General features: G+C 45.7%; 18 protein-coding genes, 1 pseudogene and 1 riboswitch. Of the genes and pseudogenes, 4 read left to right on the top strand and 15 right to left on the bottom strand.

Features of this window, described 5'->3' with window-relative positions:
- Positions 1-266: 266 nt before the first annotated feature.
- The gene (locus BBC0178_RS12325; RefSeq protein ID WP_078039765.1) at positions 267-698 is read right to left on the bottom strand and encodes an RDD family protein; all 432 of its coding nucleotides are present in this window, start codon (positions 696-698) and stop codon (positions 267-269) included.
- A 443-nt stretch (positions 699-1,141) separates the two neighbouring features.
- Here BBC0178_RS12325 and BBC0178_RS08000 point away from each other — a divergent pair.
- Positions 1,142-1,474: pseudogene (locus BBC0178_RS08000) on the top strand (glycosyltransferase); the annotation flags it as partial.
- A gap of 108 nt (positions 1,475-1,582) precedes the next feature.
- Here BBC0178_RS08000 and BBC0178_RS07995 read toward each other — a convergent pair.
- Together BBC0178_RS07995 and BBC0178_RS07990 are read right to left on the bottom strand one after the other, a co-directional pair.
- Positions 1,583-2,053, bottom strand: coding sequence for an Lrp/AsnC family transcriptional regulator (locus tag BBC0178_RS07995; protein WP_077972104.1), 471 nt, complete (start codon positions 2,051-2,053; stop codon positions 1,583-1,585).
- Positions 2,054-2,125: 72 nt separating this feature from the next.
- Positions 2,126-3,514, bottom strand: a complete 1,389-nt coding sequence (locus BBC0178_RS07990) for a TrkH family potassium uptake protein (RefSeq protein WP_078039763.1) — start codon at positions 3,512-3,514, stop codon at positions 2,126-2,128.
- A gap of 307 nt (positions 3,515-3,821) precedes the next feature.
- Here BBC0178_RS07990 and trxB point away from each other — a divergent pair, with 307 nt between their 5' ends.
- Together trxB and BBC0178_RS07980 are read left to right on the top strand one after the other, a co-directional pair.
- Positions 3,822-4,796: a thioredoxin-disulfide reductase gene (trxB, locus tag BBC0178_RS07985; protein WP_078039762.1), complete on the top strand. Its 975-nt coding sequence runs from the start codon at positions 3,822-3,824 to the stop codon at positions 4,794-4,796.
- A 100-nt stretch (positions 4,797-4,896) separates the two neighbouring features.
- On the top strand, positions 4,897-5,802 hold the full coding sequence (locus BBC0178_RS07980) for a LysR family transcriptional regulator (RefSeq protein WP_077972101.1): 906 nt from the start codon (positions 4,897-4,899) through the stop codon (positions 5,800-5,802).
- 1,345 nt (positions 5,803-7,147) lie between these two features.
- On the opposite strand, the gene BBC0178_RS07970 is transcribed toward BBC0178_RS07980, so the two are convergent.
- The 6 genes from BBC0178_RS07970 to BBC0178_RS07940 form a co-directional block, all read right to left on the bottom strand.
- Positions 7,148-8,350, bottom strand: coding sequence for a pyridoxal phosphate-dependent aminotransferase (locus BBC0178_RS07970; RefSeq protein ID WP_078039760.1), 1,203 nt, complete (start codon positions 8,348-8,350; stop codon positions 7,148-7,150).
- Positions 8,351-8,553: 203 nt separating this feature from the next.
- Positions 8,554-8,991, bottom strand: a complete 438-nt coding sequence (locus tag BBC0178_RS07965; protein ID WP_225867909.1) for a pseudoazurin — start codon at positions 8,989-8,991, stop codon at positions 8,554-8,556.
- A 21-nt stretch (positions 8,992-9,012) separates the two neighbouring features.
- A complete protein-coding gene (locus tag BBC0178_RS07960) occupies positions 9,013-9,768 on the bottom strand; it encodes an ABC transporter ATP-binding protein (RefSeq protein ID WP_078039759.1) in 756 nt (251 codons plus the stop codon).
- Position 9,769: 1 nt separating this feature from the next.
- Complete coding sequence (locus BBC0178_RS07955) at positions 9,770-10,786, bottom strand: FecCD family ABC transporter permease (RefSeq protein WP_078039758.1); 1,017 nt, start codon at positions 10,784-10,786, stop codon at positions 9,770-9,772.
- The gene (locus BBC0178_RS07950) at positions 10,783-11,820 is read right to left on the bottom strand and encodes an ABC transporter substrate-binding protein (protein WP_078039757.1); all 1,038 of its coding nucleotides are present in this window, start codon (positions 11,818-11,820) and stop codon (positions 10,783-10,785) included. The genes BBC0178_RS07955 and BBC0178_RS07950 overlap by 4 nt, the downstream gene beginning before the upstream one ends.
- 555 nt (positions 11,821-12,375) lie before the next feature.
- A riboswitch (cobalamin riboswitch) is annotated at positions 12,376-12,602 on the bottom strand.
- Between the two features lie 482 nt (positions 12,603-13,084).
- Positions 13,085-13,294, bottom strand: a complete 210-nt coding sequence (locus BBC0178_RS07940; RefSeq protein ID WP_075868855.1) for a cold-shock protein — start codon at positions 13,292-13,294, stop codon at positions 13,085-13,087.
- Between the two features lie 310 nt (positions 13,295-13,604).
- Between BBC0178_RS07940 and BBC0178_RS07935 the strand changes: the two genes are divergently transcribed.
- Positions 13,605-15,554: an ABC transporter ATP-binding protein/permease gene (locus BBC0178_RS07935; protein WP_078039755.1), complete on the top strand. Its 1,950-nt coding sequence runs from the start codon at positions 13,605-13,607 to the stop codon at positions 15,552-15,554.
- Positions 15,555-15,579: 25 nt separating this feature from the next.
- Here BBC0178_RS07935 and BBC0178_RS12205 read toward each other — a convergent pair whose 3' ends face one another.
- The 6 genes from BBC0178_RS12205 to carB form a co-directional block, all read right to left on the bottom strand.
- Positions 15,580-15,711 (bottom strand): hypothetical protein, encoded by a 132-nt coding sequence (locus tag BBC0178_RS12205; protein ID WP_257787873.1) that lies wholly within the window; start codon positions 15,709-15,711, stop codon positions 15,580-15,582.
- 711 nt (positions 15,712-16,422) lie between these two features.
- Positions 16,423-17,799: a 4Fe-4S binding protein gene (locus tag BBC0178_RS07925; protein ID WP_149867453.1), complete on the bottom strand. Its 1,377-nt coding sequence runs from the start codon at positions 17,797-17,799 to the stop codon at positions 16,423-16,425.
- A 21-nt stretch (positions 17,800-17,820) separates the two neighbouring features.
- A complete protein-coding gene (locus tag BBC0178_RS07920) occupies positions 17,821-18,672 on the bottom strand; it encodes an FTR1 family iron permease (protein WP_078039753.1) in 852 nt (283 codons plus the stop codon).
- Positions 18,673-18,684: 12 nt separating this feature from the next.
- Entirely contained in the window at positions 18,685-19,008 is a 324-nt protein-coding gene (locus tag BBC0178_RS07915; RefSeq protein ID WP_077973587.1) for a cupredoxin domain-containing protein, read from the bottom strand.
- A 257-nt stretch (positions 19,009-19,265) separates the two neighbouring features.
- Positions 19,266-19,799, bottom strand: a complete 534-nt coding sequence (locus tag BBC0178_RS07910) for an iron transporter (protein ID WP_077972085.1) — start codon at positions 19,797-19,799, stop codon at positions 19,266-19,268.
- Positions 19,800-20,955: 1,156 nt separating this feature from the next.
- A complete protein-coding gene (carB, locus tag BBC0178_RS07905; protein WP_078039752.1) occupies positions 20,956-24,441 on the bottom strand; it encodes a carbamoyl-phosphate synthase large subunit in 3,486 nt (1,161 codons plus the stop codon).
- Positions 24,442-24,573 lie beyond the last annotated feature (132 nt).

Below are 24,573 nucleotides of genomic sequence, written 5' to 3'. Positions count from 1 at the left end.
ATTGTTTAAAGGGTGAAAAAGTTAAAAGCTTCAACGCAACATTTGCGAATAGGAAAAATCAGGCGTTTGATAATGTTATAAAATTTATCAATATGCCTGTTTGAGGAAATTTTTAGCATCAATATGACCTTGCTGGGCAGCAAGATCGAAAAGTTTTATGGCTTCGTTTTTATTTTGTGGAATTGCAAAACCATCATAATTTAACAATTCTAGATAGCATTAAGCCGAAGCGTTTGCTTGAAAAACGAAATGAATTTATTCGTTTTTTAATTATAAGTGGCTAATATAAATAGTATCAATAACCAACTTAGAACTAAAAAATCTAATATCGCTAATACGACAGTATTAAAAATTGGAGTTGGTTTCTGAATAAATTTATTCAATATATCGCTTTCTGTAGGAGAATGCAGTTTTGATTTGGAATCATAACTTGCACGCCCTTTTTTGAATACAATATTGTATTGTATAAAGAATGTAATAAGAGATAAAATTGGAATACCTAACCCAAATCCAGAGAACATTTGTCGCAATGTCCTGATTGAATATTGAGCTAATGTTAATTTATTTCCGGTATCAGCATTTACAATTTTTAATCCTACAATCGATTTTCCGATATTGTTTCCAAATAGAGAATAAATACAACAATCAATAAGAAAAACATATAAATAAAATATAACTATAAAAAAGTAATAAAAAATCCCATCGCAAAAGGAAAATTATGAGGAAGAAATTGTAAAAAAACAGTTATATATATGGTATGAAAAATTATATTAAAAAAACCATAAAAAATATAATTATGTATAATAATGCATCAAAAATTCTTGCAAAAAAACGCGGCCATAGATAATTTTTTTGATCCATAATAATTTCACTTATATCAAATAAACCAGAAAATTCGACATTTTAGGGGCTGCAACTATTTCCAGACTTATATTGATAAAAAAGTATAATTTACGATAGATCGGTAGACAATTTAAATCCATCGAAAGTCACAACTTTGTGGTGTTAAGTGAAAGAATTTTATCAACCCTTCATTTAATAGTTTGATTGATGGAGAGGCGTAAAAGTAAACTTTCGAAAAACGCGTAAAACACATTCAAATGGAAGACCTTAAGAGCAATCGAACTAGGAGAATTTGGAACGCATCTCGCTCCGGCGCGTAACGCTTTGCGTTGCCCCATTGAGAAACGAAGGTTTCGGGCTGACACCGCTTGACGTTCGTGCTTCCAAAACCGCTGTTGTGGCAAGTGATGCGGGTGCTTACAAGGAACTTGTCACAGAAGGCACAGGAACAGTCGTTCCGGCTGGTGATGGCAAAGCTTTGACAGAAGCGATAAAGCCTTATCTTGCAGATCCTGAAAAGACCATTGCTATGGGTGAAAAAGCCTTGGAGCATGTGCAGAAAGATTTTTCTCTTGATAAAGACGCAAGCTCGATTGACGAAGTTTATCAGGAACTTTTCGCCACAAAATAAAACGACATTTCTTTGGTTTCGCTGAGTTTCACGGGGTAATCTTCTGAAGAATGGCATCTAGCGCTTCATAAAAGGAAAGTGATGTTTTCCGTGTATCACCTGGCGTTTTTAAAGAATAAGTGGTGGTTCGTCTTTGATGACGCGAATGGTGAGAGCGGTGCGCACGGAACCCACATTGGAGGCGGCGGTTAGTTGTTCTATAACAAAGGTCTGGAAGCTTTTGAGATCGGGTGCCACACAGTGAAGCAAAAAGTCGGATTCTCCTGACACCATCCACGCTTTTCTGACGAGTGGCCATTGATAGACCATTGCCGCAAACCCTCGTAAATCCGCATCGGACTGGCGATGCAAGCCGACAAAGCAGAAAGCCACGAGATCTTGCCCGATCATGGCACCATTCAGTATAGCCTGATAGCCTTTGATAATGCCATCCTGCTCAAGGCGCCTGACGCGACGCAGACATGGCGGTGCAGAAATACCAACTTTCGAAGCAAGTTCGACATTTGTCATGCGTCCATTGCTTTGGAGTTCTTTCAGTATTTTCCAATCGATTGAATCAAGATCGGCTTTAATCTGCATTGGGCTTTACTTCACTATTGTTGGATTGAGTGATTGTCTATCACCGGTTAGGAAAAACGTCACGCGATAAAATCATTTTCTCCAGAATGCTGGCGTAAATAGAATAATAACGGTAACAATTTCCAGCCGTCCTGCAAACATAAGAGCGCTCAAAATCCACAATGCGGCATCTCCGACTGTGGAAAAATTGCCATCCGGCCCAATTCGGTCGCCAAAACCGGGCCCGACATTGGAAAGAGCGGTTAATGCACCGGTAAAAGCAGAAACAAAATCGAGGCCGGTGAAGGAAAGCAACATTGCGCCAATCACAAGCGAGGTCATGTAAAGACTCAAAAAAAGCAACACAGTCTGGGCAAGGTCACCGGAAATATCGGTTCCGCCATAGCGCACTTTGACGACTGTGTTCGGGGATAGAAGCCGTGTCAGGGCTACCCGCGTGAAGCGCCAGAGGATAATAAGGCGGTTGATTTTTATGCCACCGGAAGTTGATCCGGCACAACCGCCTATGAAAGAGGCGATGAAAAATAATCCAAGCGCGAAAGGCCCCCATAGCAAATAGTCTTCTGCAGCATAGCCGGTTGTTGTTATGACAGATACAAAATGGAAAATCGCGTCAAGAAATGCATGATGGAACGTAAATCCGAAATGGAAGCGCAACCAGATTGCGAGCGCAAAACTTGCAGCAAGAACGATCACCAGAAAAACAATCACTTGCGGGTCAGCCAAGCGCCTTGAACGTTCCGGCAAAACAAGTTTGACATAAAGAATAAAGGGGAGCGAGGCGAGCAGCATGAAAATTGTTGCGATGACCAGCACCGAAGGTGTCTTTGAAAAATAGCCGAGCGAGGCATCATGGGTTGAAAAACCGGCTGTTGCAATTGTCGTCATAGCGTGATTTACGGCATCGAACATTGTCATGCCAACGGCAAAATAGGACAACATACATAAAAGTGTGAGCCCCAGATAGGCGATGATAATGCCATTGGCAATCTGGTTCACACGCGGCAGAACTTTTTCTGCGCGGTCGGATGATTCCATATTGAATAGCTGGATGCCGCCCACTCTGAGCGAGGGCAAAAGCAATAATGCCAAGGCGATAAACCCGATGCCGCCAATCCAGCATAAAAGCGATCGCCATAAAAGAATGCCGCGCGGTAGCCGGTCGAGACCGGTCAGAACTGTGGCACCGGTTGTGGTAATGCCGGAAACACCTTCAAAAATGGCAGCCGCAAGTGACAAAGGCAGGCGTGAAAAATAAAGCGGCATGGCACCGAGCAGGCAGCCGGTGACCCATAGGCAGACAGTCAATAGAAATCCGAGTCGGGCTGAAAAGCGACAATTCGCGCCATTGGTTGCAAGCAGTATCAGTGTGGCAAAGGCAATTGTTGTCGCCGCCGAGCGAATAAAGACAACCCAGTCGCCATTTCCTGCCCGCAAATCTGCAAGGGCAGGAAGCAACATGGTTATTCCCATGATGAGGGAAAAACGCGCGCAGACATTGCTGACAAATCGAAAAATGGTGAACCTCGGGATTGAAAAGAAACTTAAATACGCGTGTTAGGCAATCAATTGCTATTTTATATAAACTTTCCACCAACTGACAATCGCTAAGTTTCACAAAATGTCATGGGTTGTGATTTAATCGGTCAATCTTTTCGACTGTCTTGCAAAAGACGATTTTAAACCATAAATCAATGAACAGGAACAACCCTCGGAGAAACGCTTGCTCTTGGCTTTTTCCTAAATCGATTTATGAAAGTGGAGTTTCATGTCAACGCGCCATATTCCTGTTTTGATCGTCGGTTCAGGCCCTGCCGGTTATACGGCTGCAATTTACGCAGCACGTGCCATGCTTAAACCTGTGATTGTTACCGGTCTGCAACAGGGCGGCCAATTGACGATTACCGACGAGGTTGAAAACTATCCCGGTTTTGTCGATCCGATTGGCGGGCCCGAACTCGTCCAAAAAATGGCCGATCAAGCGGTGAAAATGGGAACCGAGCTCATTTATGACATCATCACAAAGGCAGATCTGTCAAAACGGCCTTTCACGCTTCATGGTGATTCAGGCACTGTCTATACCTGTGATGCGCTGATCATTGCGACCGGTGCGCAAGCCCGTTGGTTGGGGCTCGAGAGCGAAAAAACCTTTATGGGCGGTGGCGTTTCGGCCTGCGCGACTTGTGACGGTTTTTTCTACCGCGGTAAAGATGTGGTTGTGGTCGGTGGTGGCAACACTGCCGTTGAAGAAGCGCTATATCTTGCAAATCTCGCCAAAACTGTAACTGTTGTGCACAGGCGGGATTTTTTCCGTGCCGAAAAAATTATGCAGGAGCGTTTATTGAAACGTGATAATGTCCGTGTGATCTGGAATCATGTGGTCGATGAAATTGTCGGTAATCCGCCAAAACCGCCCATGGGTGCAACGGTGACCGGTGTGCGTCTTAAAGACACTTTGACGGGAAAATTGAGCGAAGTCGAAGCGCAGGGCGTCTTCATTGCTATTGGTCATGCGCCGGCTGTCGAGTTGTTTGAAGGGCAATTGCGCCAGAAACCGGGTGGTTATTTATGGACAGCGCCGGATTCTACAGCAACCGATGTCGAAGGTGTTTTTGCAGCAGGTGACGTAGCCGACGATACGTTCCGTCAAGCTGTGACAGCCGCCGGGCGTGGCTCGATGGCAGCTATTGAAGTTGAACGTTTTCTGGATAGTCAGGCTGATTCAAAGGCTGTTGAAAAGTAGATTTTATCCGGTGCTTTTTAGATAAAAATTGCGCCGGATATTAAGAATGGGTACCGTTTTTGAAGCAGGAAGCGGTTTTTAACATTTAAGGAGAAAACGAGTGGCTGCGCCGTTGGATTGGGACAAATTGAGAATTTTCCACGCGGCCGCTGAAGCCGGCTCGTTTACGCATGCCGCGCAGACGTTACACATGTCGCAATCGGCAATTTCTCGGCAGGTTTCGGCGCTTGAGCAAGATGTCGGTGTGCCACTTTTCCAACGCCATGCACGCGGACTTATCATGACCGAGCAGGGCGAAATTCTTTATCGCACGGCTCATGACGTGTTGATGAAACTCGAAAATGTCCGCTCCAAATTGAGTGAGAGCCGTGAAAAACCGACCGGTCATTTGTGCGTTACGACGACTTTCGGTCTTGGCTCCGGTTGGCTTGTGCAGCGGATACCGGAATTTGTGAACCTTTATCCTGATATTCAAATCCAGCTTCTCCTTGATGACGAAGAACTCGATTTGACAATGCGCCATGCCGATTGCGCTTTGCGTTTGCGTCAGCCGCAACAGCCCGACCTCATCCAGCGGCGGCTCTTTACTGTGCATATGCATGTTTATGCTTCGGCCAATTATCTTGCCAATCATGGTAAGCCGACGCAATTGGAAGAACTTGATAATCATCGCATTATTTCATTCGGTGAATCGGCACCGAGCTATCTTGCAGGCTTGAACTGGCTTGAAAGTGCCGGACGTAATGACGGGTCGCAACGCATTCCCTCTTTACAAATCAACAATGTGATTTCCATCAAAAAGGCGACTATAAAAAATCTTGGCATCGCGGTTTTGCCCGATTACATCATCGCCCCCAATGACGGGCTGATCAAGCTCTTCCCCGATCTCACGGAAATCCCATCTTTCGACACCTTTTTCTGTTATCCGGAAGCATTGAAAAACTCCGCCAAACTTCATGCTTTTCGTGATTATATTTTTGCCAAAAGCCGCAATTGGTCATTTTGACCGGATAAGAAGAATGACGGGTTTTTGAAAAATTCCTGATTGTTAGGACCGATAATTCTCAAAGTCATATTTTTTACCGGATAAACGACATATTACCGGATAAACGACATATTTTAGGTTAGGCCTTGTGTAAGCCCCAGTTTTTCGCCGGTGAGACAGATATTCAAGAGCTTTTGCCTGTAGCTTTGGATTTATCAAGATCGACATTCAATAAGTTTGCCTGATTGCAGGCTTGCTTTATATAAAGGTTAATAGCCGTTTTCTGATGGATAGGCATGATTGCCGGTCATATTGCCAGTTCATTGGGCACATTATGACAATGCCTATAAATTACGCGGAAAAGGAACATTGCCGGAAAATGTCGGAATTATGACGTAGCTCTTACTCTAACATTATGTTTTTTAATGAAAAAATGTTTTTATGTGCAGAAGCGAGACAGTTTTCTCAAACGAGCTATGCACTCAGTGCATGGCTGGCGTGCTTAATATCTGGTTGTTGATTGCCTAAAAAAAGAGCATATTGCACACATCTCAAGAACACGTCTCCTCCCATTGCGTTTCTTGAGTGTTCCCCTCTGGAGGTTTTGTCAGATTGACTTTAGTCTCTGAAACCTTCAAAACTTTGGCCGGACATTTGTCCGGCTTTTTTTTTGCTTTTTCCGGTTTATCCCTGCGACAGGTTTCAATCTGTTTTTTTGGGTTTCCAACGAGAGATAATGAGAGCGAACATTTCTAGTCAAAGTTTCTAAGAAAAATATTGCTACGTCACTGTGCTTAACCGCCGGGGCAGAAAAAAGCGGAAAACTTTGCAGTTTTTCAGTGTCCCTTGATATATGCCGGTTTAATCCGGCAAAGCAGCATTGGCGTTTTCCGTCATAAGAATGAAAGTGGCATTGATGTTTTCGTGAAAGCCATATGAGAGAGTTATGCCCATTTTTATGCCCCAATAGTGTTGACGAAACTTTTGCGGCTTTTCATTCCCGTTAAAAAACAGGGGGCACGCACGACCAATTTTGTCGATGGGGTTGCACATGAGAGAGTAAGGCTAACGAAAATAGACGTTCGCGTATTCTTACGACAGCTTGTTTTGAGCCTCGGCCAGAGAACACACACGTTCCAGGATGATTGCTTCATGGTGTCGCAACAATGCCGGACGGTGGTGTGTGAGAATAGTGTTTTGAAGAGCTTGTTTGTCTATTCCGCGTTTATTCTATTCTGGCTTGTTCCCGATCTTTAATGTTTGAACCGGTGAAGTTTTTTGGCTTTTTCGGAAAAACCTGTCATTGAATTTAAAAAAAACCGCCCTCAAAAAAGGCGGTTTTTGTATGGTTTAGTGATGGAAACTTCTAGCGCAGGCTTGCACAGAAACGCTGAATGCGCCGGCAAGCTTCTTCCAGAAGTTTTTCAGAAGTTGCATAGGAAATACGGAAAGCCGGTCCGAGACCGAAAGCGGCTCCGTGAACAACTGCTACAGCTTCTGTTTCAAGAAGCGCCGTGACAAAGTCTTCGTCAGTCTTGATGACTTTGCCTTCCGGTGTTTTCTTGCCAATCAGTTTTGCGCAGGAAGGATAAACATAGAATGCGCCTTCCGGTGTCGGGCATTCAAGGCCGTTTGCCTGATTGAGCATGGAAACAACGAGATCGCGTCTTGCCTGAAAGATTGCTTTGTTTTTTGCAATAAAATCTTGCGGTCCGTTCAAAGCTTCAACCGCAGCCCATTGCGAAATCGAGCTTGTGCCGGATGTCTGCTGGCTCTGGATGGTTTCCATCGCCTTGATAAGCTCGACCTGACCTGCTGCATAGCCGATACGCCAACCGGTCATTGCATAGGCTTTTGAAACACCGTTTACCGTCAATGTGCGCTCGTAAAGCTTTGGCTCGACGGCTGCCGGAGTAGCAAACTTGAAATTGTTGTAAGTGAGATGCTCGTACATATCATCGCTCATGACATGGACGTGCGGATATTTCAAAAGAACGTCGGTCAGTTTTTTCAACTCGTCATGTGTATAGGCAGCGCCCGACGGATTGCACGGAGAATTGAAAACAAACCATTTTGTTTTGTCGGTAATGGCTGCTTCGAGATCTTCCGGCTGAAGTTTGTAATTGAATTCTTTTTTGGCATCGACAAAAACCGGTGTGCCATTATTGACGGCGACCATTTCCGGATAGCTTACCCAATAGGGGGCAGGGATAATTACCTCGTCGCCCTTGTTCAGTGTTGCCATGAAAGCATTGAAAAGAACCTGTTTGCCACCCGTGCCGACAATAATCTGCTGCGGCTTGTAATCAAGATTGTTTTCGCGTTTGAGTTTTTTGGCAATGGCTTGGCGAAGCTCCGGTATACCGGCAACAGGAGTATATTTTGTTTTGCCCTGATGGATTGCCTTGATAGCGGCATCTTTAATGTTATCAGGTGTATCAAAATCGGGTTCTCCCGCACCGAGTGAAATTACATCACGACCGGTGGCCTTGAGGTCACGGGCTTTTTGTGCAACCGCAATCGTTGCAGAGGGCTTGATACGGGATAGCGTATCGCCAATGAATGCCATTCTATTATCTCCTCAGATTGAATAAGCAATGCACTGATTCTTGCCTTGAAGTGCAATAAATCAGTATAATAAATTTATGTCCCAAGCGCTTTAAAAGTGCAAGAATTGTCTTCATCAATTTATTGTAGCGGCTTTAAAGGGAATAGTGCAACACATAGTATTGTTACCGGTGATTATTGTTCCCCGTGCGCCCCGCTACCCCGCTATTCCCCTTTATCGACGCGGGAAAAAATGTCATCAAAACGTTTTTTGGCAATGCCCGGCTGCTTATGATCGCGGTAGGATTGCGGCAAAGCCTGATCGTCACCCACTTTAATGAGCATAATCATTCCCATGGCATAATGGGGAATACATTTAATGCCATAAAAGCCGGGCTTATCGAAAGTGACTTGCAGTTCTTCGTCGATCTTGCCTTTGAAAGGTGTTGCCCCTTCCGGTATCATGTCATCAATCGTTGCAGCATTATGGCTTTTTTGCGTGGCAATAAATTTTACGGAATCACCCGGTTTGATTTTAAGATAATCCGGCTCGAAAACCATGGCGCCACTTGCTCCCCGATTGAGCATTTTCACCTCATAGGTTTCGGCATTGGCAGTCGAGATGAAGGCGAGCAGTGCAACAAAGGCAAACAGTTTTTTCATTTTTTATCCTTTCAAGGAAAATTAAAGCAGGTAGCGTATATGGGGCCTACCGTTTTCAAGCATTTCTATTTCAGCATTGGCGTGGAAATTGGTCAATATTGTTTCCTTCGTCAAAACCTCTTCCGGCTTTCCCGAATTTATCAATCGTCCGTGTTGAAGCAAAGCAATACGGTCGCAAAACATGGCGGCATGATTGAGGTCGTGAAGGGCAATCAGCACAGAAAGTCCGAGTTTCCGGATGAGGGAAAGAATTTCCAGTTGGCAACCGATATCAAGATGATTTGTCGGCTCATCCAGAATGAGAATACGCGGTTTTTGTGCCAATGCACGGGCGATATGGATGCGCTGTTTTTCGCCGCCTGAAAGGCTGTTAAGAAGGCGCTTTTCAAAGCCTTTCATGTTGACTTTCAAAAGTGCATCCTGCAACGCATCTTCATCTTCCGGAAGCCATGGTGAAAGTAGGCGTTTGTGTGGTGTGCGGCCGATTTCTAAAGCATGGCGCACGTCGATGCGTTCATGCGGTTCGGCCTGCTGTTCGACAAAGGCAATTGTTTTGGCAAGTTTTTGTCTCGACCAGTTGGAAAAAGCAATGTCATCAAGGCTTACCTCGCCTTCTGTTGGCCGAACAAGGCCTGCAAAAACCGATAGAAGCGAACTTTTGCCTGCGCCATTCGGGCCGATAATGCCTAAAATTTCCTGGTCTTTCAATGTGAGCGTTACATCATCAAGAATGGTGTGACGGTCGATTTCAAGTGATATGTGTTCGCCGACAAGCATATCAATTTCCTTTCTGCCGCAAAAGCAACAGGGCAAAAAGCGGTGCGCCGATCAATGCGGTGACAATGCCAACCGGAAAAGCAAGACCGGGCACGATAATGCGCGAAATAACATCGGCCGAAATCATAAAAAGCGCACCGATAAAAGCGGAAGCCGGTATCAGCAACCGGTGGCGCACACCGACAATAAGACGGGCAGCGTGCGGCACCACGAGCCCCACAAAGCTGATTGTGCCCATAATCGAAACCATAACGGCCGTAACCAGAGCCACGACAGTAATGAGTAACATGCTCACATAATGGACAGAAATACCGAGCGATTTTGCAGCACGCGAGCCGAAAACAAAGGCATCAAGAATACGGCAAAAGGCAAAAAAGATTAAAAATGCGACAAGTGTCAAAGGAAAAGCGAGCGCTGCGTCATTCCACCTTGCACCGGAAAGATTGCCGATCATCCAGGCAAAAATATTCGAGCGTCCTTCAAGGGGTGTAAAGATCATCAATATGAGCGCCGTCAAAGCATTGAACAGCATGGCGCTCGCAATACCGGCGAGAATAATGGCGGTTGCATTGCGGCCGGAATGATAGGCGAGGAACACAACAAAGAAAAACGATAACAGACCGCCGATCAATGCTCCGGTTGAAAGTGACAGAATACTCAAATTCATGCCGAAAGCGGTAACCAATGCCGCGCCTGTTCCCGCACCCGACGAAATGCCGAGAAGATAGGGTTCGGCAAGGGGATTTCGTAACAAGGCCTGTAAAATAACCCCGCACATGGCAAGACCGGCACCGCAACAGGCGCCCACGACCGCGCGCGGCAGGCGCCACAGCCAGATCACCCGACTGTGGAATATATCCACCTCGTAACCGCTATCAAACAGATGATTGGCAATGGTTTTCAAAAAAGTTGAAAACGGAATCGCAATCTCGCCAATTGCTGCACCTGCAACAATTGCGCATAGCAAAAGCCATATGCAGAAAAGCCAGATGATAATGGTGCGGGGCAAATGTGTCACTTTTTATCAAGACCAAGTTCGACAATGGCATTTGCCAGTTTTTCAATACCGTCAATGGTGCGCATGGTTGTATTCATGGATTGCACGTCCATATTGACAAGGCGATTATTTTCGACAGCCGGTAGCAGTTTTGTAACGGGGTCTTTCTTCAAAAAATCGCGTTTCACGACAACATCATCGGCAGGAAAACGGCGACGATCCATTTCGGCAAGAACAATAATGGTCGGGTTCGCTTTGACAATGGTTTCCCACCCCACGGTCGGCCATTCATAGTTCGATTCTATAACATTTTTAATGCCGAGAATTTTCATAATATAACCGGGTGCACCAAGGTCTCCGGCAACGTAAGGGTCAATATCAAGATCGGCACTGGAATACCAGAAAACCGCGCTGATTTTGCCCTTGGGCAAGTTTTTGACCTTGTCAATTGCAGCTTGTTCGCGCGCTTTCAGCTCTTTAACAAGTTTTTCGCCGCGATCCTGAACATTGAAAATCAATGCCAGTTCGGAAATTTCCTGATAGATCATGTCCATCGTGAAAGGGGCTGTGCGCAAACCGTCGCTACCAGCAAGGTTGTCTTTTCCAACGCAATCGGCCGGTGCTGTATAAACCGGAATTTCAAAATCCTTGAACTGGTCATAGGTTGCAGCACTTCCCGCAGGCCCGATAACCCATTCCTGATGACTTGCGACAAGATCGGGCTTTTCGGCAATGATGCTCTCGAAACTTGGAACATCATGGGAAAGCATTTTGACGTTTTTGTTCACATCGGTAAATTGCGGCAAAACCGGCGAATACCAGAGCGCTGTGCCTTTGACCTTGTCGGAGAGACCCAAAGCATAAAGTATTTCTGTCGTATTCTGACCGACCGAAACAACGCGTTCCGGTGCTTTATTGAAAACAAGTGTGCGGCCGCAATTTTTTACTGTAAGCGGATAATGCGTTTCGTCAGCAAAAGCATTGCTATGAACAGCAATGGAAAAACAGCTTATTGCCAGAGCCAGAATGATCGTCTTCAAATGGATGGTTTTCATGAGTATACTCTTCTCGTTTAAAGCCGGTGCAAAGCCGTTTTATGAGGGCTCTGCCATGTCACGGAATTGAAGTGATAGACGGCGGGGTTTCGGAAAGTTTTCAAGCCTGAAAAGCCGCACTTGCAAAACGAAAAAAGCACTCTCTGGCAAAAAAGACTTGAAGAAAACGCCTTAAAGAAAATCCGGCTTAAAAACGCATTTGTAACCATTTTTTTAAAGTTACAAATTTTTCCAGTTCCGGTCTTTTCAGCTTCGGACTTTTTATTTCGGGTCTTTTCACAATCAGAATATTTTTGTTTCAATAGGCCATTTTTACCTTCTCTCTGCTTTGACAAATGAGAGCAAAACATTGTCGAACTTTTTTGTTTTGAAAAAAGCCGCGAGAGATAAAAGAAAAAACTCTGTTGGAACAAGTGTTTTGCTTGCGCAATCAAACCGGAAAAGATTATCCGGATGAGCGTATGAGAGGCGACAAAAATGACGCCTGATTGGATTGCCATGATGACCTTTCCTTTGCACCCACCGTGCGTTAGGGCATTTTATAACGGGCTTATAAAAAGCCCACGATTGACGGCAGGTCTCCTGGCTCGCGGCATTTTTATGCACCTTTAGCCTTCCCGCTTTCGCAGTGGCCGGGTAAAACCCTTAAAAAAGGTGCTGCCGTTTACAGTTGCGGGGGCAGCCACGGCTGAAATCCCTTGAGTGAGGTCGATTTTTCCGTGTTCCCTATTATTCCCCTTTTGAAGACATCCTGAAGGGGAACCGTCAATAAAATTTATAACTTATCTAAATATAAGTGCAAGCATGTTGTTGAATTTCCTCGGTTGAACGGGAAATAGTTTAAATGTGCCATTCGGGTCATCTTTGACTCATTGAATGAGTGTCTGAATTCCGGGTAAAAAAGAATAAATTCGGAACGAAGCGGAACAAAGAGGTGACAGGAAGAGGGAAAAAGAGCCATGGGCATAAACGCCCGAAAAGATAAAACCCGAAACGATAATGCCCATTTTTCCCCGAGTATTGGGCTTATTTTTTGAATAATTGGCAAAAAGTTTAGATGTTTTGAATAAGGCAAAATCACGCCCGCCGGAAATTGTAATAGGGGAGTGGTGAATGCATCGGGCTTACGATGAAATTAAAGCTAATATGGAAAAAGCCCCACCTCAAAAAAGTGGAGCTTTTAAAAATCTGTTTCTTTTATATCCGGTTTTGAAATGCTCATCAAACGTTTTGCCGTTTTAGTCGGGCATTTCACTTCCAGATATTAAAGAGCTGAAAGATTGCCTGCAGCAGATTTGCCGGAACGACGATCCTGCACAACTTCATAAGACACTTTCTGACCTTCATTAAGACCGCTCATGCCTGAGCGTTCAACGGCTGAAATGTGTACAAATACATCTGCACCACCATCATCAGGTTGAATGAAGCCGAAGCCTTTTGTTGTGTTGAACCACTTAACTGTTCCTGTAGCCATAGGAAACTCCTGTAATAAAAAATGAGTGCACCAACACGTCATGCGTTGATGCTTCTGGTAGATCGAAATTTAGAAAGGGGAGTTTCGTTAAATAGTGCTTGCTGCACGGTTAAGAAAGTCGCACAACCGAAAAATCGATTGGCGCTTCAATAGACCCTCTCGAAAAAGAAAGCAAGTTGAATTAATATTAAATTTGAAAGCGTTGGTACTTTTGCTATTTTGATTGCCTACACTATCTGGTGTATACAGGGGCAGTCATTATTTTTAATTGTCGTCAGAATGTCGCGATTATATGAGGGGATTTGAGTGAATGGCCAGAAAAGGCAGCGATATAGACGACAATATGCCTGATAATCCGGTTGATGCAGCTCCCGGTTCATTGCGTGAAGGCATTGTCAAAAATACCCGTTTTTCGCATCAGGCAAAGATCCTTTATATTGCTTTCTGGCATTCGCATACGCGCAATACGCTGATTGCGACATTCCTTGGCATACTTTTGCTGATTATTCTGATCGGCCGCGGGCAATTGCAAATCAATGAATGGACAAAGGATTTCTGGAACGCGATCAGCCGCAAAGATTTGCACGAATTTGTTTTCCAGCTCGGTGTGTTCTTTGTTATTGCCTCGGTTTTATTGATCTTCAACATTGTCCAGACTTTTTTGAACCAATATTTGAAGATGAAATTGCGCGAAGGCTTGACCGATGACCTTATCAGCCAATGGATGCAGCCAAAGCGTGCTTTTCGCCTGACAATGGCTGGCGAGGTGGGCGTCAACCCTGACCAGAAACTTCATGAAGATGCGCGACATCTCGCCGAATCAACGGCCGATCTCGGCATCAATCTGTTGCAGGCCAGTGTAACATTGATCATCTTCATTCCGACATTATGGGCAACAACGGCGGGCTTTGTTTTCAGCTTTTCCGGCTATAGTTTTCCGCTTCCCGGTTACATGATCTGGGCGGTGCTCCTTTATGTCGGGGCGGCATCCTTTCTCACATGGTTTGTTGCGCGTAATCTGGTGACTATTAACGCCAACCGTTATGCACGTGAGGCAGATTTGCGTGCCGCCTTGATGCACACCAACCGTTCGATTGATTCGATCACCCTGATGGGGGCGGAAAAGGACGAGAAGCGCTATCTCGACGGGCGTGTGCAAAACGTTTTGAACGCCATCTGGCATATTGTTGTCGCAACCACCAAATTGACAGGTATCACCGCCGGTTATGGCTGGGTTTCGAATGTTGCTCCCTATATTATCGCCTCGCCGATCTATTTTGGTGGCGGCATTGATCTTGGTGGTCTACAGGCGGCTGTTCAGGCCTTCAATCAGGCGCACCAGTCGTTGCGCTGGTTTGTTGACAATTATGGCGCTCTGGCCGATTGGCGCGCGACGATGCTGCGTGTTGCAACATTCAGACAAGCTGTTGTTCAAATGGACGGTGTCGATCGTCTGAAGGGCGAGCATATCACGGTCAAAACCAATGATTCCGATATTATGACCTTCGACAATCTGTTGATCCGCACAGCCAATGGCAAATTGACTTTGACACCGGAAAATCTTGCTATCAAGCGCGGGCAAAACACGCTGATCTATGCACCGCAAGATGTTGATAAAACCATTCTATACCATGCGCTTGCAGGGCTTTGGCCTTGGGGGCAGGGCACAGTAGGGCTGCCCAATTCAGGCCTGCCAAATTATATTCCCGATGCCCCTTATATTCCGCCGGGCACATTGCGCACGGTTCTTCTCTATCCGGCAACGGATAAAAACCCGACTGACGATGAAATCGAACGCGCTCTCGAAATCACCGGTTTGAGTGATTATTTTTCCGCGCTTGATGAAGAAAACGTCGATTGGGAAAGACGATTGAACGATGTTGAACGCCGGTCAATCGCTTTTGCACGCGTGCTTCTTACAGAACCCGAGTGGATCGTTGCCAATCAGGTGATGGATGGCATTGACGAAACTGTACGCAAACGTATTGCCTCGGTTGTCTTCCAGCATTTGAAAAATACGACTTTTGTCTATATCAGCCGTCGCAATGACGAAAGTTATCTGTTCGACGTGATTGTAGAAGTAAAATTCGAGCCTTCCGAACAGGCTTTGTCAAAGGGAGAAAAAACGACACCAAAAAGCGAACCGTCTGATAGCATTCCGGAAGCCCAAACGGCAGACACCGAAACAGCGGCTAGTGAGACCACAAAGGCTTCAGAAACTTCGCCTGTAAAAGAGAAGAATAGAAAGCCAAAAAAATAAGCGCGAAGAATTGGCTGCTCCACTATCAAACAGCAAGTTGCAGTGACGGGCAAAGCGCACAAACGACTTCTTTCTTTTCGGGCGTTTTTATGTGCGGTGGTTTTTCATGAATGGTGGCTTTTATGGGGTAGCGGTTTTCGACAATGTTTTCAAGCAAAGAGAAGCCTTTTAGTTGTTCGAAAGCGGCCTCTCCAGTTCCAAGAAAAATGGCGTAGCGGCAAGATTGGGGCAATTCGCCTTCAAAAAAGGCTTTTTGAAAAAACAGCTTTTTATGAAATTTCCTTCTAAGAAAAACGCGTTCCCCGAAGTTATTTTGTAAGAGAAATGCATTTAGTGTTTCAGGAATTTTTTGTGTAAAAGGCGCGTGCGGGTCGATTTTTCTGAACCTCAAATCAACCTCAAAAAGGGTTATGAAAAAGTCCGCTCGGGCAAGATGCATTTTTAAAGTTTAACGAAAATACAATCAAAACAGGATGCACTTGAAAACGTCGTCTTAAAAATTGCCACAGGCTTTTAAAAATCGGTTTTATCAGAAACAGTTTTGTTTTTTTTAAAATTATAAATGAGCACCATCGCCTAAGTTTTTCCATGAGAGCTGTCGGAAAAGGAATAAAGGCCAAAGAGCACAAAACGGAACAGGTTTCAAAGTAAAGCAGCGAAAGGGAAATTTTTGGATAAGCAGGGTCTTCCTCTAATAGCAGCATTTTCCCGATGAGCAGCCATTTTCCTGAATTTACTATAAATCTTGAACAGCATGATAAATCATGTGCAGCGTTACGAATGTCGGTTTTTCAGGAAAAGACGGGGGTAGCCGGGGAGCGGAGTTTTTGAACTGCCGGATAATGCCCGTGATTTCCGGTTTTAAAACTCACCAGCCCCAGAACATCAGCCACCAGGCATAAACAATCGGAACGCAACAAAGAGCAAAAAGAGCGAAGCTAACTAATTTGCGGATGAGGCTTGCAGGTGTTCTTTGCAAAATTCTTGCGGCAAGATAAAGGCTCCAGAGCGACGTCAAAGCAAGAATAAAGGCACGGGCATATGGCAACCACCAGAAGGTCACACCGTCATACATCAAAAGTTTTACAGTCGTTGCAGTAAGCCCCAGAAACAGACCCGCTGCTGCCAATGGCAAAAACGCTTGTGCCAAATGATGATAGAGCGTTGACGAACGCATAAGCGAGGCAATAGCCCACAGCATGAGTGTTAAAAAAGTGCCAAAAAGCACACCGCTTCCCAGAATGTAACTTGCGACACAAAAGCCGTCTACCCAGTTGAAACTGTCATTATTGGCAGGGTGGTTTGTCAAAATCCACCAAGGGGCGGTCGGGTCGAGCGGCCAGAAAATATTGTGATCGACAAGCCATTCGGCAATTGCCTGTTTAAAAGTCACAAACCACGGGCTTACCGTCCATGTAAAGGCACCGATGGCAACGCCGATCATGCCGAAAAGCAGTAGCCTTGTTTCCCATGGATTGGCGTTTTTGTCTTCTCCGTAAACGACAACTTCTTCCATAACCGAGCGTGGTTTGAGCGCCACTGCATCACGAAAACCGGCACAGCGCGCGCACATATGGCAGGCATTGACGCCATGAAGCTGATGAATATTGATCATTGGAGGGCAATTGGGGTTTTCCTGACGAGCGCCACAATAATGTGCCCATTTTTCCTGATCTGTCTTGAATGAAATAGGAGCAAGGCGGGAAAGCAGGTTAAAAACGCCATTAACGGGGCAAAGATAACGGCACCAGACGCGCGTTCCTTTACCGAAAAAGAAGCCGATGACCATTGCTGCCAGTGTCGAGCCTCCCAGAATGAGAAGTGCCGCTTCCGCATAATCATAAACGCTGATTAACTGCCCATAAAGGGTTGTGAGAATAAAGGCGACCGTTGGCCAGCCCCGCCATTTGAGCCAGCGCGGAATAGTTTTGTTACGCCCGACAGTGCGGCTGGTATATTCGGCCAAAGCACCTTCGGGGCAGAAAACGCCGCACCAGATACGTCCTATAAACAGCATAGAAAGAATGACAAAGGGCCACCAGATTCCCCAGAAAACAAATTGGGCAAAAAGAACAAGATTGCCAAGAATATGTTCCTGCCGTGGCGGCAATGGCAAAAATGACGGCACGATAAGGAGAAACAGATAAATGGCGACAACACACCACTGTATCGTCTGGATCACTGTTCTATGGCGTTGCATGACAGTGCCCAGATTAGAGACCGCAGTGGTGATGATATGTGACATGGTTTCTTTAAAAAACGGGTTTCAGGTAACTTTCAATGGCGGGCGAATCGCCGTTTTGGCAGGCTTTCTATTACAAAGAACAATGGCTGCAATCCAGTAAACTGCCAACACAACAACTTGCATCAAAGACGGTTCCGCATGGTAACCTGTAAGGCCTGTCAATGTGCTGTTATCGGGAATAAGCCAGCTTGTACTCCATAGCGGATCATCCATAAAGCTGTATAGCCATTCGGGTAAATCATAAGCCGAAATCTGGGCCGCCGCTTTGTCGAAGGCAGTAATCAGCAATCCCCCGCCAATGAGCAGAAGGACAAATTCGCTTCCAAGGAAAAACCATCTCCACGGGATGATTTTGGAAAATTTCTGTAACAACCAGAAAGTCAAAAGTGCCAGAATAAAGCCGAGCACACCACCCAGAATGAACATGCCGAGCGACGCACCATTTTGTTGCGCTCCGACACCGGCAAGAAACACCACTGTTTCGGAGCCTTCACGGGCAACCGCAATCATCGCAAGGAGCATAATGCCGAAACCGCCGGAAGATTGCAGGCTTTCGGCCGCTTCACGTTCCAAAGTATGTTTCATTGAAGCACCGTGGTGATGCATCCAGACGATCATCTGCATAATGAGAAGGGCGGCAACCGCCATCATAGCGGTGAAGAACCATTCCCCGCCGGGGCCTGCAAACCATGTACCCGCAACATAAAATAGAATTGCGAGAATTCCCGCGAGAACAAGCCCTAATGCGGTTCCTGCCCATAAACGGTTTTTAAGCGTTAAAAGATTTTCTCGCCGCAGCCACGTATAAAGGATGCCGATAACGAGCAGCGCTTCAATACTTTCACGCCAGACGATGAAAAGAGGTGCACCCATTTGTCTGCTCTCCTATTTTACGTTAATGTCGAAACCGGCCATATCCATGTGAAATTCGTCAATAAAATGGTAGCTGCCGGGTTTGAGCGGATGAATGACGACAAAAGATTCCACCCCTGCACCGAGAACTTTTTCAACCCGCATAGACAGGTTTTCAAATTCAGCCGGCCCCGAACCGATATTTTTAACCGAGATTTTGAAGCGTTGCCCCGCCGGAACTTCAATTGATTGCGGTTCAAACACGCCATCCTTGATGGTTACATTATAAAGTGAAAGTTCGTCGGCTCCGGCAAAGAGGGGAAACAGACAAAACAGCAAAACCAATATTGCGCGCATAATAAAACCCTTTTTAACCAAGCCGAGCTTTCCGGAATGAATAGCTTACGTTCTGGAAAAACCAATAATCCCCGCCAAAAAGCAAGACCGGCTGTGGAGGTCACAACGGCCGGTCTGCTCGGAGGGCTTACTTCTAATGGTGGATGATCGAAAGTAAACCCCGACTTTACAAACAGGTCTCGATCTTTGGGGATAAGATTGACTGGAAACTTATCCCTTAAATGTTTCCGGCAGAATTCGACTGCCGGTCACAACAATCAATAGCCACCTTTTTTGCCAGTACCGGCATAGGTGAAATCATATTCGACAACGCATTTGTCAAACCACGGGCCAACGCCGGTTTCTTTATCGACATGGCGGCCGAACATGGATTCTTTTGAAGGCGGCAAAATGGTATATTTCAAGTGATATTTGCCAGCACCATCAAGCTTGATGTTTTCGCCATAGTGCGGGCCATCATTGGCAACCATCGGGTGGAAATGACCGCTCAAAGGTTCTTTTGCACCTTCCTTGGTCAATTCGTAAGAAACTTGCAAATAAGGTGCCCATGCGCCTTCCGGAAGACCGTTTTTATTGTCTTCGGTCGCATGAATATCAGCTTCCAGATGGATATCCGATTTTGCAGCCGCAAGCATAATGCCTTCCGGTTCCATTTCAATCGGTTGCAGGTAGACAGCCGCAATTTCCAAACCGCCACAATGCTGTGGTTCGCCAATCGGGTATTCCACGGCCAGAGCCGGTGTTGCAAATAGTGTGCAGGAAGCAGCCAAAATTAGTTTGTTTAAACGCATGATATTTCCCTCAGAATAAAACATGACTATATATATCATCTTTTATCAAAAGCGCAAATTTAAAATTTACCAAAATTATCAAGTTCATTTATAAAAATTATAAAAGCGGCCGGATTATGATGTTGTTTATCGCAAAAAAACAGTTGAATTTATAATAAATAATTGAATATTAGCCGGATAAAAAATAGTAAAAATATAAAAATTATACTATTCATGATATGATAATAATAGGATTATTATTCAAAAAAATAATGGTCAAAAATTAATTTCATTATGAAATAAAATATTGTATTCAAATGGACTTGTTATTTTTTTATTTTATAAAATTTAACTTTAGTAAAAAATTTTAAAAAATATTGAATCAATGACACATAAAACGTGACAATATCGGTCATGAGACACGCTATTTTGTGCAAGGCGAGCCTGTTTAAGGCAAGATTATGAAGGCACGGGACAAGTCGGGTCAGATTCAGTCAAAACGGTTTTCAAAAGAAGCAGATTTTATCATCGCTTTAAACCGGAATGAAAATTATGACCACTCCGCAAGTGATCGACTTGTCGCAAGTGAACGACACCTTGCAACCGGTCGGCACACAGAAAAGTGATTGATATGCAAAAGTGATAAGTCGAGCAATGCGACAAGCAGCACTTTCCCTCATTTCTATTTTCCAGCATTTCATAGCGCATGAGATTTAGAGTGGATAATAAAAGGCCCGTTCACAAATGAGTCGATTAAAAGGTTGAAAAGCCATTCGTTGCAAGAATCGGAATTTCGATAATGACTGGCGGGGAGGGATATTTTGTGTTTACGTGGCCCAGCCAGCCCTTGTCATTCCGTGGGAGTGAGGCAATCCGGCCAAATATTATAAAACTTCGCGAAATCGATTATATCGCAGAATAAGGTATTCTATCGGGCAGAATGAGTCGGAGGAAATGTCCGATCCGATAAAATTTGCAAAATGTTTCGGGCTTAACGGCATAAAACTAAGCGCTTGGAATTAGCGGATGGATAAATGAGTTCAAGCCAAAAGTTTTATCACCCTGTGGTAGTGAAACCGGTGAGGCTTTCGGACTTAATGGCTTGAGGGTAAGCGCCACGGAACAGGAGATTAAAATAAGCCCACGGCAAGTTATGCTTTAGCCGTGGGCGAGGCAATTATTCGGTATATTCTTGTAAGGAACGCACTTGAATTGTGTCATTCTGCAAAGCTTCTATCGCATCAACAACCGATATAGCTCCCGACATTGTCGTGTAATAGGGAACCTTTTGCATCAAGGCAGCCCGACGCAGCGACTTTGAATCGGAAATTGCACTTGCCGTATCTGTTGTATTGAAAACAATCTGTACCTGACGGTTGCGAATAGCATCTTCGATATGCGGGCGACCTTCGAGAACCTTGTTGATCTTCTTGGCCTTCACGCCGTGTTCTTCAAGAAATTTCTGTGTTCCTGTTGTTGCAAGGATTGAAAAACCGAGTTTTGCCATGCGCTTGACGGCGCCGAGCACGCGTTTTTTGTCATCATCCTTGACTGACACAAAAAGTGTTCCTTCGCGTGGCAGATCATTTCCCGCACCAAGCTGCGCTTTGGCATAAGCAAGGGCAAAGCTGTAATCAAGCCCCATCACTTCGCCAGTCGAGCGCATTTCCGGCCCTAGCAAAGTATCGACCCCCTGGAAGCGGGCAAACGGGAAGACAGCTTCTTTCACAGCAATATGCGGTTTTTTCTGAACTTTGGGGTAACCGCCATAACGATTGACAGCGTTTTCAAGTTTATCACCCGTCATAATGCGAGCGGCAATCTTGGCAATCGGCCGTCCGATTGTTTTGGCAACAAACGGAACGGTACGGGAAGCGCGCGGGTTGACCTCGAGAATATAGATAACACCTTCTTTGACGGCATATTGCACATTCATCAAACCACCAACATGAAGCGCTTTGGCAAGCTCGATCGTCTGGCGTTTCAACTCTTCAACGATTTCAGGTGACAATGTGTGAACGGGAAGCGAACAAGCAGAGTCACCCGAATGGATACCGGCTTCCTCGATATGTTCCATAATACCCGCAACGAATGTGTCTTCGCCATCGCACAGGCAATCAACATCGACCTCGATTGCATTGGTGAGGTAAGTGTCGAAAAGAAGAGGATTTTTGCCGAGCAGTGTATTGATCTGTCCGGTTTTGTCGTTCGGGTAATGGGCCTTGATTTCTTCGGGAACCAGTTCGGGAACAGTGTCCAGAAGATAGGATTGCAAATTACGCTCGTCATGAATGATTTGCATGGCGCGGCCGCCAAGCACATAAGACGGGCGTACAACAAGCGGAAAGCCGAGATCATTGGCAACAAGGCGCGCCTGTTCAACCGAATAGGCAATGCCGTTTTTCGGCTGCGTCAGATCAAGCTTGATGAGCAATTTCTGGAAGCGGTCGCGGTCTTCTGCCAAATCAATGGCGTCTGGCGAGGTTCCAAGTATCGGAATGCCGGATTTTTCAAGCGAGGCGGCAAGTTTCAGCGGCGTCTGGCCACCAAATTGGACGATAACACCGACAAGTTCGCCTTTTTCCTTTTCCGCTTCGAGAATTGAAAGCACATCTTCGGCAGTCAAAGGCTCGAAATAAAGCCGGTCGGACGTGTCATAATCTGTCGAAACGGTTTCCGGATTGCAATTGACCATAATGGCTTCATAGCCTGCATCATGGAGTGCAAAAGCGGCATGACAGCAGCAATAATCGAACTCGATACCCTGTCCGATACGGTTTGGTCCGCCACCAAGGATAACCACTTTTTTCCTGTCGGAAACATTGGCTTCCGAACGCATTTTACCGGCAAAAGGCACTTCATAGGTTGAATACATATAAGCAGTCGGTGAAGCAAATTCGGCAGCACAGGTATCAACACGCTTGAATACCGGTTTTACATTAAGTTCATGACGCGCTTTTGTAACTTCTTCGGTTTCAAGACCGGTAAGGCTGCCAAGCCGCGCGTCGGAAAAGCCCATGGATTTGAGCATCCGGAAATTCTCCGCATCTTTCGGCAGGCCCTGTTCGCGCACACGCTGTTCCATGTCAACGATCGAGGCAATTTGTTCAAGAAACCACGGGTCGATTTTGCTGATCTGGTGGATTTCGTTTAATGGCATTCCCATGCGCATGGCCTGCGCAACATAACGCAAACGATCAGGTGTTGGTGTGCCGATAGCGGCACGGATAGCGTTTTTCTCGTCGCCTTCTGCGTGTTCGGGAATAGAGATTTCATCAAGACCGGTTAAACCGGTTTCAAGTCCGCGCAAGGCTTTTTGTAAAGATTCCTGAAAAGTACGGCCGATTGCCATAACTTCACCAACCGATTTCATCGCCGTTGTCAAAGTATGAGAGGCACCGGGGAATTTTTCAAAGGCGAAACGCGGAATTTTCGTAACAATATAGTCGATTGACGGTTCAAACGAAGCCGGTGTTGCTCCGCCGGTAATGTCGTTTTCCAATTCGTCCAATGTGTAGCCGACAGCAAGTTTTGCCGCAACTTTGGCAATCGGAAAACCGGTGGCTTTCGAGGCGAGGGCGGAAGAACGCGAAACACGCGGATTCATTTCGATGACAATCAAACGGCCATTTTCCGGATTGACCGCAAATTGCACGTTGGATCCGCCAGTTTCGACACCGATTTCACGCAAAACCGCAATCGAGGCATTGCGCATCATCTGGTATTCTTTGTCGGTCAAAGTCAAAGCCGGTGCGACTGTAATAGAGTCACCGGTGTGAACGCCCATAGGGTCAAGATTTTCAATCGAGCAGACGATGATGCAGTTGTCTTTCTTATCGCGGACAACTTCCATCTCGAATTCTTTCCAGCCCAGAACACTTTCTTCAATGAGAACTTCTGTGGTTGGTGAAGCTTCAAGCCCGCGTTCGATGATTTCGTAAAATTCCGAACGGTTATAGGCAATGCCGCCACCGGTTCCACCGAGCGTAAAAGACGGGCGGATAATTGCCGGAAGTCCGACAACATCAAGAGCTTGACCAGCTTTACCGGTTGCATGGGAAATATAACGCTGTTTTCTGTCGCCTTCGCCCAAATGCCAGTCATGTTCGAGTTTTTCAAGCGCTTTATCAAGCTCGTCACCTTCAAGTTCGGCCTTGAGCTTGTCGCACATTGCGTCGTGGCGTTTGCGATCTTCTTCCTTGATTTCGGTTGCGTTGGCAAGCATCGACTTTGGTGTTTCAAGCCCGATTTTTGCCATAGCCTCGCGGAACAATGCTCGGTCTTCGGCTTTGTCAATCGCCTTGGCATCGGCCCCGATCATCTCGACATGATAGCGTTCAAGAACGCCCATGCGTTTTAACGACAAAGCCGTATTCAGGGCAGTTTGCCCGCCCATGGTGGGAAGCAGCGCATCCGGCTTTTCGCGCGCTATAATTTTTGCAACAACTTCCGGCGTTATCGGCTCGATATAGGTTGCATCGGCAAGATCAGGGTCTGTCATGATTGTTGCCGGATTGGAATTGACCAGAATGATCCGGTAGCCTTCTTCCTTCAAGGCTTTACAAGCTTGCGTTCCGGAATAGTCGAATTCGCAGGCTTGACCGATGACAATAGGTCCCGCACCGATGATGAGAATGGATTTTATATCTGTGCGTTTTGGCATGGCAGCATCCTATCGCAAACACCCGCACAGGGAAAACTGGCAGGTTCAACATTTCTTTTTTTAAGGCTAAGCCTGCCTTATAGGTAAAGTCAGCGTGAAAGTAACCCCCTAAATTTTGCTTTTCCTAATTTT

The organism is Ditibartonella apihabitans (genome assembly GCF_002007485.1).
Taxonomy (GTDB): Bacteria; Pseudomonadota; Alphaproteobacteria; order Rhizobiales; family Rhizobiaceae; genus Bartonella; species Bartonella apihabitans.
Note: the sequence above shows the minus strand (reverse complement) of the source record. Positions and strands in the feature narration are given on the sequence as shown.

What these genes read in the sequence shown, in the direction of transcription:
- trxB (WP_078039762.1), top strand. Translation starts at nt 3,822, where the DNA reads ATGTCAACGCGCCATATTCCTGTTTTGATCGTCGGTTCAGGCCCTGCC.
- BBC0178_RS07965 (WP_225867909.1), bottom strand. Translation starts at nt 8,991, where the DNA reads ATGAAAAAACTGTTTGCCTTTGTTGCACTGCTCGCCTTCATCTCGACT.
- BBC0178_RS07920 (WP_078039753.1), bottom strand. Translation starts at nt 18,672, where the DNA reads ATGGGTGCACCTCTTTTCATCGTCTGGCGTGAAAGTATTGAAGCGCTG.
- BBC0178_RS07970 (WP_078039760.1), bottom strand. Translation starts at nt 8,350, where the DNA reads ATGGCATTCATTGGCGATACGCTATCCCGTATCAAGCCCTCTGCAACG.
- BBC0178_RS07910 (WP_077972085.1), bottom strand. Translation starts at nt 19,799, where the DNA reads ATGCGTTTAAACAAACTAATTTTGGCTGCTTCCTGCACACTATTTGCA.
- BBC0178_RS07950 (WP_078039757.1), bottom strand. Translation starts at nt 11,820, where the DNA reads ATGAAAACCATCCATTTGAAGACGATCATTCTGGCTCTGGCAATAAGC.
- BBC0178_RS07940 (WP_075868855.1), bottom strand. Translation starts at nt 13,294, where the DNA reads ATGGCTACAGGAACAGTTAAGTGGTTCAACACAACAAAAGGCTTCGGC.
- BBC0178_RS07995 (WP_077972104.1), bottom strand. Translation starts at nt 2,053, where the DNA reads ATGCAGATTAAAGCCGATCTTGATTCAATCGATTGGAAAATACTGAAA.
- BBC0178_RS07915 (WP_077973587.1), bottom strand. Translation starts at nt 19,008, where the DNA reads ATGCGCGCAATATTGGTTTTGCTGTTTTGTCTGTTTCCCCTCTTTGCC.
- BBC0178_RS07990 (WP_078039763.1), bottom strand. Translation starts at nt 3,514, where the DNA reads ATGTTGCTTCCTGCCCTTGCAGATTTGCGGGCAGGAAATGGCGACTGG.
- BBC0178_RS07960 (WP_078039759.1), bottom strand. Translation starts at nt 9,768, where the DNA reads ATGCTTGTCGGCGAACACATATCACTTGAAATCGACCGTCACACCATT.
- BBC0178_RS07935 (WP_078039755.1), top strand. Translation starts at nt 13,605, where the DNA reads ATGGCCAGAAAAGGCAGCGATATAGACGACAATATGCCTGATAATCCG.
- BBC0178_RS07925 (WP_149867453.1), bottom strand. Translation starts at nt 17,799, where the DNA reads ATGTCACATATCATCACCACTGCGGTCTCTAATCTGGGCACTGTCATG.
- carB (WP_078039752.1), bottom strand. Translation starts at nt 24,441, where the DNA reads ATGCCAAAACGCACAGATATAAAATCCATTCTCATCATCGGTGCGGGA.